Genomic DNA, 12905 nt, shown 5'->3' on the forward strand with positions numbered 1-12905 from the left:
GTGTTATTTTATAAATGGTATCTTCAGTTTCGCTTTTGTGACTTCCATTTGATTTCACCTCTCGCTTGTTTGACTTTGGTTAAATAAGTCTTCTATTAAATACTTACCTATTTCGTTAATACATAGGGGTTGTGATTGACGGCTCCTGTCCCGATATACCGTAATTCCCTTCAGACCCCACTCCCAGGCCATCATAAAGACCCGGGCGATATCTTCACGGCTGGCACTCTTGGGGAAGTTCACCGTCTTACTTACGGCATTATCGATATGCCGCTGGAACGCCGCCTGGATACGGACATGCCATTCAGGCGAAACACGGTGGGCGGTAACAAAGATTTTCCGAACGTCTTCCGGCACTTCTTTCCGGCTGTGCAGGTGGTTAGAGGTCACTAGTTGCTCTATAAGCTCACGGGAGTAAAAGCCGCGCTCCCGGGCGATTCGTTCAAAATAAGGGTTGATCTCGAGGAGATTTTCGCCATCGAGGATGTTTCTCACAAAAACCGCGGCGAAGATAGGTTCGATGCCTGACGAGACCCCGGCGATAATGGAGATGGTTCCGGTCGGGGCGATGGTAGTGCAGGAGGCGTTCCTCATGGGGAGGCCGCGTTTTTCATAGATACTACCGGACCAGGCGGGGAAGACCCCCCTTTCGAGAGCGAGGTTGTAAGAGGCTTCCTTGGCGCGTTCGGAGATAAACTCCATTATTTCCTCAGCCATTGTGATAGCTTTGGTCGAGTTGTAAGATACACCCAGCTGGATGAGCATATCGGCAAAGCCCATGACGCCAAGGCCGATCTTCCTTGTTAGTCTGGTTGTGCGTTCGATCACCGGGACAGGGAACTTGTTGACGTCGATGACGTTATCCAAGAAGCGGACAGCGATCGGGATCAACCGCGCCAACTTATTAAAATCAATGGAGAGGGTGCCACCCTTCTCTTTAAGCATGGCGGCGAGATTGATGGAGCCGAGGTTGCAGGACTCGTAGGGGAGTAAAGCCTGCTCTCCACAGCCGGTGATTGTTTCTAACCGGCCCAAGCTGGGCGTGGGATTATCGCGGTTGATGCGGTCTATAAAGACGAGACCGGGGTCGCCGGTGCTCCAGGCCTGGTCGACGATACGCTTAAACACGGCAGAGGCATTGAGACTACCGACGGCTCGACCGGTGTTGGGGTCGATGAGGCAGTAATCGTCGCCGGATCTGACTTTATCCATGAAGTCATCGGTTACCGAAACAGAATTATAGAAATTGGTTAGAAGGCTCGGGTTGCTCTTGGCATTGATGAAATGGAGAATATCGGGATGGGATACGCTCATAACAACCGAGTTGCAGCCACGCCTGACTCCGCCTTGGCGGATGTAGTCCGCAGCTCCGGCAAAGACGTGGATTAGAGCCACCGGACCACCGGCGGCATCAAAGTGTTCACCGACGGCGCTGCCCGTGGGTCTAATATGCGACACGTTGAAGCCGATGCCCCCACCGCTTTTATGGATCATTGCAGTATATTTCACAGCATCGAAGGTCTCTTCCAAGGAATCTGGCACCGGGAGCACGAAGCACGATGAAAGCTGCCCAGTCTCGGTGCCGGCGTTAAGAAGGGTGGGGGAGTTGGGCAGGAATTCAAGAGAAGCCATAGCCCGGTAGAATTCATCGGCGATGGTATCGACTTCAACTTCCGGGCGATATTGTTTCTCGGCTTGGGCGACAAATCGGGCGACGCGGCGGAACATTTGCTCCGGTGTCTCAGTGATCCGGCCATTGCGATCACGCCTAAGATAACGTTTCTCCAGCACTCGGAGAGCGTTGGGGGTGAGGGCTGATTCAATTTCTCTGGTTATTTCAAGGACCATTTACTCTCCTTAAATGGGTTTTATATTGAGGCAAGCCCCACAGTGAACCCCGATTACACCCAGGGAGCCCACGGGAGGGGTTTCACAGCCTGTTAGGCCGGGCTGGTCGCAACAACCCGGCGGCCCTGGTTTCCCCCACCATGAGGCTTGCCAAAGAACGACTTCCTTGAAAGAGACGGCACCATCGCTACCCAACTGATGCATCAGAATTGTTGATAAGTTGCGCCCCAAAAGCGCAAACGACAAGAATGGCAGAAGTTATAATGAATTCGATCAATACACTGCCTCCTTTTATAACCACCTATTGTCTAGACAACACAATATTACATAGTGAATGTATTCCCGACGGTTACGTGCGATACCGGGATAGTAATTAGGGGTAATACATTAGTGTCTTAGAGTAAATTCGTTATACCCGAGTAGTATTGGTAATTGTGAATTGGAATGCTGTCCTTTATGTAGTACCTCTTAATGAATTGAATAAGTTAAGCGGTTAGTAGTGGTAACCATGGGCACCTTGTGATATTGTATTACCAGGGTTAGCGGCATATTCCAGATGTTGATCGCCTACTCAATCTGGATATAAACGGAGAATGCGTTTCGTCCTCCGAGATTGTCTTTTACCTTTGTATCCGATGGAAATTACCGATATTTACCTTATTGGTACATATTGGTACTGGGTTAATATCGTTAAGGTTGTAGAATGAATGTATGCTAGAGATTGCTCAGTCTAATACTCCATACAATAGACAATTCCAAGCCCTTCTTGAAGAGGTCCACTCGTATGATCGCACTGAGTTAATGTCGTTATTAGATAAGGCTCTGTCTGCATGGCAAAACGATGAGATGTTGCCATCTCAACTATTTTCAATAATGAATTCGATTGATAAAAGTGTAGATAAAGTTATCCAAACGTATCGCAATGCACAGCCAGTATTTATATGTTCTTTCTCGCCGATCATCACAATGGGGGCCTTGCTGAGTAAAGTATTTTTAAAAGTAAGACTGTTTGATGTTAGGCTGATTAATATCACCTCTCCAACCGATCTAGGCTTGTTGATCAAGACAATCTCCTCAAACGCCCCATTAGCTGTCATATTTAGTTTTTCGCTGTTTCATTTTATCGAAATGGTTAGTGCTGGCATAAAAGACTTACTATCACTTAAGACCACTTATTACGCCGGTGGAGTGGCATTTAACCTAAAACCGGAAATGAAGCACCTACTACCGGGAGTGGTGTTCCCATTAGATTTATTCAACTTAGTTGATTTATTGGAGATTCAAGTCAATGAATAATAAAATCGGTATCATATCTTGTTCATTCATACTTAAGCATGTTAAATCTGTGTTACTGAATAACGATGGATTCAAAATATACCCTTTAGTACCAGCCTGTCTGTTCAAGGTATCCCCAACTTTACTCCGACATGTCTTCGATCAAGCAGCTATCGAAAATCGGGTCTCGCTTGTGGCTTATGGATATTGCCACAAGGATTTACCTGCAATATTTGATGAATATAAAGATCATGTTGTTAAAATCCCAGGCGATAATTGTTGGGAAATGCTATTAGGTATTAATACTTTCCGAGAATATGTCAATGAGGGAAGTTGGCTTCTAAGGACTGCAGTTTGTAACGAATGGCGTGGCGAAACCTTTATTGCTTACGGATCTCTTAACCCAAGCTTCAACCTAGTAAAAGGCTGTAACACACAAAAAATTACAGCTTGTAGGTTTGAACCTGAGAAACCACGTGATTCTGAAGTTTACTCTTTCGCACAAGCCTTTGATACTCCTCCTCAAGTTGTTGAGTGTAACTTAACGCATTTTAAAGCTTTGATTCAGCAGGGAATCAATGATGCGCATAAATTAGCTCTTGACAGTTTTGTCGTAAAAACATCTCCCAAATCACAGAAAATAGACAAAACTATGCCAAGTGAAATATGCGATATTGGATTCCAATATGATATCTATTCTAAATATATTACTTTTATTAGTCCAAAAGTTACCCAACTATTGGGTTTTACCCCTTCGGAATTTATGAAATACTTTATCAATGATCCTGAACACTATTATTACTTCGATAGTGATACTCAAACACAACTTATCTCGCAAAGATACACATTCGTTTCTAATTGTATCTCCAAAGGCATGCAGTATCCACTATCGATTGAATACAGAGCAAAAAGAAAAGATGGAGAAATTATATGGATCAAAGAACATATATATCCCCGGTATAATGATGATGGCAGTGTCAGTAACCGTTTTGAAGGAAAGCTAGAAGATATTTCACACTGGAAAAGCGTGGAACTTAATTTAAAACACCTGTATGAACAGGAGGCTGCAGCAAAGTCAGCGTTACAGAATGAAATTGATAAGCGTGTAGAATTCACTCGGGCTTTGGTCCATGAATTGAAAACCCCTCTAACTCCAATATTACTGGCAAGCGATACACTTGCCAATAATATTTGCGAGAAACAATGGCTTCCGTTAATTGAGTGTATCAATAAAGGAGCCACCGATTTGAGTGGCAGGATTGATGAAATCCTTGATTTAGCTCGAGGTGAAGTCGGTATATTGAGGGTAGATTGTTCGCCTTTTAGTATAAATGATTTGATCTCAGAAATAGTGCACTCTTTTGCACTGCGGGCTAAGAATAATAACCAGCGTCTATTACAAAGACTAGATAAAACTATTCCCTTTGCAATGGCAGATAGCAAACGAATAAAACAGGTCTTGATGAATCTTATCGATAATGCCATCAAATATTCTGGTGAACGAACAACTATCACCTTGAGTACCAGTATGTTGAATGAAAAGTTGGCTGTAATGGTACAAGATGATGGACCAGGCATTCCTGAGGAAAGACAACCGGATCTTTTTATTCCATATAAATGTACAAATAAACTCAGTGGTCTCGGAATAGGACTCGCACTTTCTAAAAAGATTGTCGAGCTCCATGAGGGAAAGATTTGGGTGGTTAATAATCAAAGCGGTGGCTGTGCATTTTATTTTACCCTTCCAGTCATGGTTACACCCAATGCTCAAAAGGCTACGTGTGAAAGTATTAATTATCGAGGATGACCAGCAAATTATCGATACGGTCTCACTAGTATTAAGGTTAGTTTGGCCGGATGTCGCTTTATTTTCAACCCCTTATGGTAAAAAGGGGATTGAATTGGTTGAGAGACATATGCCTGATTCAATTCTTCTTGATCTTGGTCTCCCAGATATCGACGGATATGAGGTATTAAAACAAATACGTGCCTTTACGAGTATCCCGGTAATTGTAATTACAGTGCGAGATGAAGAGATATCATTGATTAAAGCTTTCGAGATGAATGCGGATGACTATCTCATCAAACCTTTTAGACAAATGGAATTGATAGCAAGACTAAAATCTGCGATGAAAAAACGTTCTTTTTTTGAAGAGGATCTCACGATATCATGCAACAATATCCACTATGGTTCTTCCATCAATGAGGTTTACATTGGGAATATCAAGCGGGAACTGACCTCTACGGAAGGTAGGTTGTTGTACCACCTGCTAAAAAAGGCGGGAAAGATCATAACCAAGGTTGAGCTTGCTGAAATGATTTGGGGTGAATTCATTCCAGGTTCCTCAGAAAATATTAAAAATTATATATGCCGTTTACGGAAAAAAATTGAAGATGATCCCAATAACCCCAAAATTATTGTCAGTCGCAGGGGCATAGGATACACTATCCCTCTATCACGTAATTTCACCTAATGTCCTTATACGACTTCGATAATCGCCAGTTATAAAAATTCTTTTATCGACACCCTTCTCTCTTCACCAGCCAAACATTTACCCTGCTCGAGTTTGGAATCGCGTAAGGGGTGGTGAAGTTCGGAGAAACTTAGCTCAGCACCGACCGGAATTTATTTGCAGATGCCTTTCGCTCCACGCATACTTGGAGCAGTCTTGGGTACTTCGTCAACCGGTACAATTTTCATCGAGTTGTCTCACTTCGAGAATTGTCTCAATTTTAGTTTTTGGCTAAGTTAAGTGCAATCTGCCATAAAAAATAGGGTGTTTTTCCGAGGTGGAAGGTAACAACAGATATAGAACGAGATACTCTCTGTCTGTTCTGTGAAGAGCCAAATTAGGATTTTTCGTGTTTCCGGGAGAGTCCGACTCTCTGAGGAGGACGAAGCTAACAACAGACCGGGAGCATTCTGCCCTCGGTCTTTTCGTTTCTTAACCACTCCAGGATATAACGTGTTTCAGGCAGAGTCTGACCGATTCATACTATATTAGAAAGGAGACAGCCTTTGGCTGTCTCCTTTCTTAACCTTGTTAGTTATCACTTTGATCAATAACGCCTGCCTCGGCGTCTCAACTGTTCAGCCTTAGCTACTTCTATCGAGATGGTTTTGCCGGAATAACCCATATAACCACACTGTATACAGGCTGAATAACAACCATACTCATCACTACCATCAAACAAGTCACCGGTACGACATCTAGGGCAGCTCTTGAGATTGATCATTAAATCACCTCACACGTGCATTTTTAAACACAATTCCATCCCGAGGTATGTCCGAGGGCAGTAACTCAAGTCACAGACTGACGTTTCATTAAACCCGTTCATCCCCTCTCACATTTAGCCACCCCAATCGGTTCCAGATGTCTAACTCTCCGATAAGCCCAGGATTTAATAACAGTCCCAAATGCTGTTAGCCTGTTACACTAAATAACCATCTAGTTGGTGTTATAAGTTCAAGTGAAAGATCAACCTCGATCTATTTATCCACAAGGGTATTGACAATATAGGATTCTTCCTATATTATATAGGATGTAGATTATATTTTGTTATGAATAATAATACCTCCCTGGAGCAGTCGATCGTAAAAAGATTATCAGAGTACAGGCGCCTAAGTGGCGTCACTCAGGAAGAATTAGCTACCCGCATTGGTACAAAACAACCCGTTATATCCGAGTTCGAACGTATGATGAATCCCCCCACATTGGGATTTATCGAAAGAGTCGCGAACGCACTTGGGGTTGAAATCAAAATCAGGATACAACCTGGCCATACTGATGACATATATGGAGGTTCCTAGTTTTAGCTCGCTAAGGGGTCAATATGGATAAATATCATTCTCCGATCAGTAACAAGGATCTCATGCAGAGCCTTTCTTCGTCCCAGAAAGGCCAAGGAGAGGCTAACGAATTTCGCGATTTAGATGAGATGTTGAATGCTTCGGAGTTAAATAAGCCATGGTTTGTTAAAGAAACTGACGTCCCTACTGTAGAAATTGATTTGAAACTACACAGCCCTTACCCTCAGTCAGCCAACGTATATGATATTAATGCGTTTTTCAGATATCTAGATAATCCCAAAATGGAAGCTGAGATCATCAGCAATAGCAAACTCCGTGAAAGAGATGGTATTGTACGCCAATTGCCAGGGAACTCTTTACGTGATATCTCTCTCGTTAAGACCCTAATCTCCGATTATTATTACGACCTGCCTTCTCCAGTCGGAGGATTTCGTTCAATCCCGTCTCCAAAAGATTATGGGGTACCACGTTGGGAAGGCACACCGGAAGATAATGCCAAGATGATCCGAACGGTGGCGAAAGCCACCGGCTGTTCTTACGTAGGGTTTCTCGACCTAAGTGACACCAGATTAGGTCCTGTGACAAACTTATTTTACTCCGAAATGGCTGTAAAATTTGAGGACGGAATCGAAGATTATAAGCTTCAAGGACTGAATACAATCTGCTACCCCCGTAACTGTAGATATTTGATCGTCCTTGTTCCACAAATGAAGAGCATTTATAAGAGATTCGGTAACTTCACGACACTCGCAACAGCGGGGCAAGACTCGACAGACAAGGTCCTACATTTAGCAAAAATGATGAATTTCTTGCATGGTATTGGATACCTTGGATTCGAAATAAGATCACCTCTGCCTCCTTTGGAGATAATGACCGGGATCGGAGAATATAACCGAACCCACGGACCCCCTATCACCCCGGCTTTTGGCAACGAATGTTTGTCTGGTACTTTTAGTATTCTCACTGACTTGCCTTTAGCACCGAGCAGACCGATTGATATGGGGATCTTGAAATACTGTGAAAATTGCCTAAAATGTGCGATTGCTTGCCCGTCTGGTGCGATTGATAATGACAAATTACCAAGTTGGGAAATTAATACTGGACCCTGGAATGCATCCAATGATCACAAAGGATATAAAAATAATTCCTTTAAATGCATGGAATTCATCGTCAACCATATTGCAACTGGATTCCGGCCAAGATTGATGGGCCATTGCATGAACTGCGTGTATTCTTGTCCATTTACAAAAGCCAAAATGCTTGATAACCGCCTCAAAGCGTTGCCTAACACCGTACCGTTGAGGATAGATCGAGAGAATACCCGACATTTTTGGGAAATTGACATGCCGGAATTTGGAATGATGTCGATCCTTAATCCACCGGAAATAGATAAACCATAACGTTGGGAAAGAGGAGGTGATTCAATACATTTCACAATAGAAAATCAAAATAGATAACAACAATTTCCCAGCTAAAACGGACTGACGGCTCCTGGCAGAGCCGTCAGTTAAGGAAGGAAAAGTACTGCGTCTTACAACAGTGTCTTGTCGCCTCCCTGTGTTCATTCTAGTAAACAAGGGTCACAGAGTCAAGGAACCAACAAAAATCAAAACATAAAAGAGGTAATATGAAATCGCATTCCACAATGAGTCGCCGAGATTTTATGAAATCTATAGGTTTAGGTTCTGCAGCCATAGCTGGCATGAGCGCAAGTGCTCCACTTTTCCATGATCTCGACGAAATGATGAGCATAAGTGCTGCCGAAACTTTTAACTCCACTACATCCATGCAAAAACGTCCTTGGTGGGTTAAAGAGGTTGACATTCCTACAGTAGAAATCGACTTGAAACTGCGCACCCCCTATGCGGGCCATCTATCTGTTGGTTTGTCTCCTCTATATGTTTCTAAAGAGGAGATTGCTGCCATCCTGGCTTCTCAACAGAACAATGCCATTGAAGGAGCTAAAAACAACCGGCCAGGTTTTACATTGCGTGATCAAGTTGGAGCCTGGGCTTCTTTGGATAGAGGACAAACAGGATATCTAAAATATCCGCCTGAAGGTTTTCGAACAATAAAAGTTACTCATGAAACCTTAGGTGTACCGAAGTGGGAAGGCTCCGAAACGGAAAACGCATTCATGATTCGAACTTTCCTGCGGCAATTTGGTGCAGGGGCAATTGGCTATGCAAGAGTGGATGATAACAGCGTCGGACCGCGTAAACCCCTTTTTAACACTCATGTAAGATTGGAGAACAACCCAGATTACAAGTATGACGCTAATGGTACATTCGTCATGCCAGAAAAGTGCAAGTATGCCATCGTGATTTACGATAGAAGTCCCCGAGATCCTAACAACTATCGTCGTACCGTCAACAGCCCTCAAGCCTTTGTATCAAATATGGAGAAATGTGAGTATGGTCATAAGCTTCAAAACTTCCTTTGGGGTTTAGGCTACCAATCTTATTGGTTTGAAGATGGCACAACAAGCAAATTCACAGGGACTCCGACGAATGTTTGGGGTATCCTCTCAGGCATAGGCGAATACAACCGAATTCACAATCCGGTCTCGCAACCCGAAGGTGAGACCGGTAATTTTGCCAGTATTCTCTTCACAGATTTGCCTCTACCTACTACTAAACCGATAGACTTTGGAGCTTTAGAATTCTGTAAAACCTGCGGTATTTGCGCCGACGTTTGCCCAGCCGGAGCAATTCCTACAGTAGAAGAGTATAGAGAGCCAACTTGGGATCGAGCAACTGGTCCCTGGAGTGCTTCCAATGACCATAAAGGATATCCTAATAAATCCATTGAATGCGTAAAGTGGTATTTTTCTAATGCAGTTACAGCCTTCGCTCCTGCCTCTCGCCCAGTTGGTGTGTGTCGTCGATGTTCCAGCCATTGTGTCTTTAGTAAAGATCATAAAGCTTGGATTCATGAAGTAGTTAAGGGTGTAGTGTCCACTACTCCTGTGATGAACAGCTTCTTTACTAAAATGGATACGCTATCCGGTTACAGTGACGTCATCTCAGATGAAGGCAGGGCTGAATATTGGCACCAGTACCTGCCCGCTATTTAAAATGAGAGAGGAAAAAACATGAAATTAAATATTGACTTTAAATGGTATCAATGGCTTTTTGGAGTGATTTCTCTTATTCTGGCATTTTTCTTGACTCATGAAATATTTGCTACCCTAGCAGAATCTCAGCCTGGCACTGTCAAGGTACTTTCCTTGCTTATAGGAATCCCATTGATTATCTTCCTGTATCTGACCTTTGGTTTAAGGTCAGCCCTAAAAAAATCCAAATCTAGTGTGACGGATTAGTAACAGATAACCTATGGCCAATGGAGGGGCTTCTTCAGCCTCTCCATTGGCTTATTGGACAAACAATCTAGGCGGGCCGAGTCCCCGGGGAATTCTGACTCCCAGTCCAAGTAACAACATCTGCCGTTGTGACCTGAACAATCTGTTAGAATGTTGAATTAATCTTTTTATTTGAAGGTAGCCCCTCAAAACAAGCAAGAGGGATCGGGGCCCTCTTGCATGACCAGTTGGCTCCTGCAAGTTCCTAAGCCATTAGCTTCCCCTTATCCTGCGGTGACTGGGAATATACGGCATCCACTTTAACCGTGCCGACTCCACTAATAGTCACCCCCATAGCTTCTTTGAGAGCCTTAGCGAATGTATCAAACACTGGCCCAGAAGTTAGGTATTTCTGAAAGGTGCCTTTAACCTGGTAAGTGGTGAATGGTTGAGCAACCGGCAATTTCATTGCCACAATCGCCACCTTTTTTGTTTCCTCGAGATTCTTGAATGTCCTTGTGGTGCGGCCGTACAAGTCGGCGAAAGCAAGCGTTTCGTCGTCAATTGCTGTCATACTCGTTTTGGGGGTGACATTGAGTTCACCAGCACGGCTTATCGTTGCCACCATCTTGGGGACTCCGGGATCTTGAAACAGTCCAATAACCTCTTTTGACATCTTGGCCATAACAATTCTCCTTCTTGATTAGTCCAATAATGAGATGATAGCGAGAGTCATCGCCGTGAGACCCAGCAATAGGTGCACCCAAAAAAGCTTGGCGGTAATGAAACCTTTCAACGGATTGTGAACTGTTTTGAGAGTAAAACCACAGATGCCAGCCGCCAAAATGAATATGAACGCCCAAGTCGCCATGAACGATCCCTCCTTTCGTGTTTTGGTCCATTTTGGCATCATAATGTGAGCGAAGTCGGTAAAATAGTTTACAAACTTGATGCTATGGCTTGCTGTAAAATAGGCGAGTTACGTGGAGGAATAGATGACGTACTTGAACTGTATGGCGGATATGTGGCTATTTGAATCTCTGGAAGAGCGAGAAAAGGGAGAAATCCGTAAACTTTTTCGACGGTCAGAATATCTTAAGGACGAATACCTGTTTATCGAAGGTGAACCGGCTAACTCTGTGTTCATTGTGACTAAAGGCAGGGTGAAACTGATAAAGACCTCGGAGTATGGTAAGGAAATTGTCCTTGGGTATTTGACCGCCAATCAATTGTTTGGGGAAGAAGTTCTCTTCGATGATTCGTTACGCACCTTTGGTGCCGTTGCCGAGGAGGACTCTCGGCTATGTTCCTGTTATAAGAGTGATTTTGAGGGATTCCTTACGCAGAATAGCCAACTATCGCTAAAAGTGATTAAAACCCTGGGAGACAAGATTAGGCGGATAACCGAGCAACTGGCCGACGTCGCTATTTATGACACCCGCTCCAGCCTTTGTCGCACATTAGCTCGGCTTGCCACGGAACACGGCCAGGAAACCCTAGATGGGATGAAACTGAACTTCAGGTTGACTCATGATGATCTTGGCGCCTTGGTTGGGGCCTCCCGGGTCATGGTTACAAACGTTATGAAGTCACTTAAACTTGCCGGCATTGTGAAGGTCGATTTCGATCACAAGTTGGTGGTAAGTAAATGGTTTTTAAGTGAACCTTTGTCAAAAGAAACCCTCCCTATTAAGGGTCACACTGCGAGCTGCGATTGTTTCCAGAGGACTCAATAATTGGATGCTTTTGCATTAAAGGAATTTCAGGCGGAGTTAGACTCCTAGAGGACTATGCATTAACAACAAACCGAAGGTTGTAGACTCTCGGTCCGTTTCATTAACAGCCAACCCAGGACCTCCCGTGTTTCCGGTATAGTCCGACTCTCCCCCGTCTCCACCAGAAACACAGCCGAGCCTTTGGGAGATGATCCCAGAGGCTCGTTTTCATGCGAATCTTCGAATCTTTCGGGAGTTCTATCTATATGCAGTTTTCAATTCTTGGACCAGCAAGTCACGCTTTTGTTTATCGATCATAATTGTTTTCAAAGCCTTCAATGTGGTAGGACAATCCTTGTAGGTTATTCCCAGGAATTCGTGTATGGCCTGATCAATTTGTTTTTTGTTGTGAGTACTGATCGTTATACCCGCATCTTTAAATATCTCTTGTATATGACGGAAATAACACGACATAGGCCGCTCCTGAAAGTTTCTGAAAGTCCACAAAATCCTCTATCTAGAAAAGAAAACCCCACGCTATTACACTACTTCAAAGCATTGCCGACTAAATAACCTACAACTGATACTATTCCACTGATAAACATCCCCCAGCCTAGATCTGAGACGACAATAGTTAGAGGCCAGTTCTTCAAAGTCGCAAAATTACTTAGATCATAGGTTGCGTAGGCAACCAGACCAAAAAGAATTCCAAGACCAACCGCCTGGGCTATTGAACTGTTGTTAACTGCCGGGACGATCACAAACACCATCAAACCAATAACGTAAAGGAGGTAAAATAGAATTGCCGGAGCCATGTTAAAGGAATCTCTAAGTAAACCGCCAAGATGGGTTCTGTAAAAGTTCTTGGAAATAACCCCTAGCCAAAGCGCATCGATTCCCAGAAAAACGATCAGAGTGATCACATAAACCAGAGCTAATTTAAAGAAACTCATAT

The 12905-nt window shown here is 43.7% G+C and carries 12 protein-coding genes; 8 read left to right on the plus strand and 4 right to left on the minus strand.

What is annotated here, in order from left to right; genetic code table 11:
- Positions 1-54: 54 nt before the first annotated feature.
- Entirely contained in the window at positions 55-1848 is a 1794-nt protein-coding gene (locus Dform_RS07255; protein ID WP_058439794.1) for an adenosylcobalamin-dependent ribonucleoside-diphosphate reductase, read from the minus strand.
- A 711-nt stretch (positions 1849-2559) separates the two neighbouring features.
- Between Dform_RS07255 and Dform_RS07260 the strand changes: the two genes are divergently transcribed.
- The 7 genes from Dform_RS07260 to Dform_RS07290 all read left to right on the plus strand — a co-directional run bounded on the left by Dform_RS07260 (position 2560) and on the right by Dform_RS07290 (position 10256).
- Positions 2560-3144, plus strand: a complete 585-nt coding sequence (locus Dform_RS07260; RefSeq protein ID WP_058439795.1) for a hypothetical protein — start codon at positions 2560-2562, stop codon at positions 3142-3144.
- On the plus strand, positions 3137-4930 hold the full coding sequence (locus Dform_RS07265) for a PAS domain-containing sensor histidine kinase (RefSeq protein WP_065128746.1): 1794 nt from the start codon (positions 3137-3139) through the stop codon (positions 4928-4930). The genes Dform_RS07260 and Dform_RS07265 overlap by 8 nt, the downstream gene beginning before the upstream one ends.
- A complete protein-coding gene (locus tag Dform_RS07270) occupies positions 4905-5597 on the plus strand; it encodes a response regulator transcription factor (protein WP_058439797.1) in 693 nt (230 codons plus the stop codon). Before Dform_RS07265 ends, Dform_RS07270 begins: the two co-directional genes overlap by 26 nt.
- A gap of 1088 nt (positions 5598-6685) precedes the next feature.
- On the plus strand, positions 6686-6934 hold the full coding sequence (locus tag Dform_RS11830; protein ID WP_076004413.1) for a helix-turn-helix domain-containing protein: 249 nt from the start codon (positions 6686-6688) through the stop codon (positions 6932-6934).
- Between the two features lie 23 nt (positions 6935-6957).
- A complete protein-coding gene (locus tag Dform_RS07280) occupies positions 6958-8334 on the plus strand; it encodes a reductive dehalogenase domain-containing protein (protein ID WP_076004414.1) in 1377 nt (458 codons plus the stop codon).
- Between the two features lie 227 nt (positions 8335-8561).
- Positions 8562-10010 (plus strand): reductive dehalogenase, encoded by a 1449-nt coding sequence (locus tag Dform_RS07285; RefSeq protein ID WP_083635400.1) that lies wholly within the window; start codon positions 8562-8564, stop codon positions 10008-10010.
- A gap of 18 nt (positions 10011-10028) precedes the next feature.
- A complete protein-coding gene (locus Dform_RS07290; RefSeq protein WP_076004416.1) occupies positions 10029-10256 on the plus strand; it encodes a hypothetical protein in 228 nt (75 codons plus the stop codon).
- A 244-nt stretch (positions 10257-10500) separates the two neighbouring features.
- Here the strand turns inward: Dform_RS07290 and Dform_RS07295 are convergent, their stop codons facing one another.
- Positions 10501-10920 (minus strand): pyridoxamine 5'-phosphate oxidase family protein, encoded by a 420-nt coding sequence (locus tag Dform_RS07295; RefSeq protein WP_058439799.1) that lies wholly within the window; start codon positions 10918-10920, stop codon positions 10501-10503.
- 18 nt (positions 10921-10938) lie between these two features.
- Positions 10939-11106, minus strand: a complete 168-nt coding sequence (locus tag Dform_RS11455) for a hypothetical protein (RefSeq protein WP_192846586.1) — start codon at positions 11104-11106, stop codon at positions 10939-10941.
- 124 nt (positions 11107-11230) lie between these two features.
- Here Dform_RS11455 and Dform_RS07300 point away from each other — a divergent pair, with 124 nt between their 5' ends.
- Positions 11231-11971 (plus strand): Crp/Fnr family transcriptional regulator, encoded by a 741-nt coding sequence (locus Dform_RS07300; RefSeq protein WP_076004417.1) that lies wholly within the window; start codon positions 11231-11233, stop codon positions 11969-11971.
- Positions 11972-12495: 524 nt separating this feature from the next.
- On the opposite strand, the gene Dform_RS07310 is transcribed toward Dform_RS07300, so the two are convergent.
- A complete protein-coding gene (locus Dform_RS07310; protein ID WP_076004419.1) occupies positions 12496-12903 on the minus strand; it encodes a DUF2177 family protein in 408 nt (135 codons plus the stop codon).
- Positions 12904-12905 lie beyond the last annotated feature (2 nt).

It is taken from the genome of Dehalogenimonas formicexedens (genome assembly GCF_001953175.1).
GTDB lineage: Bacteria > Chloroflexota > Dehalococcoidia > Dehalococcoidales > Dehalococcoidaceae > Dehalogenimonas > Dehalogenimonas formicexedens.

What these genes read in the sequence shown, in the direction of transcription:
- Dform_RS07255 (WP_058439794.1), bottom strand. Translation starts at nt 1,848, where the DNA reads ATGGTCCTTGAAATAACCAGAGAAATTGAATCAGCCCTCACCCCCAAC.
- Dform_RS07260 (WP_058439795.1), top strand. Translation starts at nt 2,560, where the DNA reads ATGCTAGAGATTGCTCAGTCTAATACTCCATACAATAGACAATTCCAA.
- Dform_RS07265 (WP_065128746.1), top strand. Translation starts at nt 3,137, where the DNA reads ATGAATAATAAAATCGGTATCATATCTTGTTCATTCATACTTAAGCAT.
- Dform_RS11830 (WP_076004413.1), top strand. Translation starts at nt 6,686, where the DNA reads ATGAATAATAATACCTCCCTGGAGCAGTCGATCGTAAAAAGATTATCA.
- Dform_RS07280 (WP_076004414.1), top strand. Translation starts at nt 6,958, where the DNA reads ATGGATAAATATCATTCTCCGATCAGTAACAAGGATCTCATGCAGAGC.
- Dform_RS07285 (WP_083635400.1), top strand. Translation starts at nt 8,562, where the DNA reads ATGAAATCGCATTCCACAATGAGTCGCCGAGATTTTATGAAATCTATA.
- Dform_RS07290 (WP_076004416.1), top strand. Translation starts at nt 10,029, where the DNA reads ATGAAATTAAATATTGACTTTAAATGGTATCAATGGCTTTTTGGAGTG.
- Dform_RS07295 (WP_058439799.1), bottom strand. Translation starts at nt 10,920, where the DNA reads ATGGCCAAGATGTCAAAAGAGGTTATTGGACTGTTTCAAGATCCCGGA.
- Dform_RS11455 (WP_192846586.1), bottom strand. Translation starts at nt 11,106, where the DNA reads ATGGCGACTTGGGCGTTCATATTCATTTTGGCGGCTGGCATCTGTGGT.
- Dform_RS07300 (WP_076004417.1), top strand. Translation starts at nt 11,231, where the DNA reads ATGACGTACTTGAACTGTATGGCGGATATGTGGCTATTTGAATCTCTG.
- Dform_RS07310 (WP_076004419.1), bottom strand. Translation starts at nt 12,903, where the DNA reads ATGAGTTTCTTTAAATTAGCTCTGGTTTATGTGATCACTCTGATCGTT.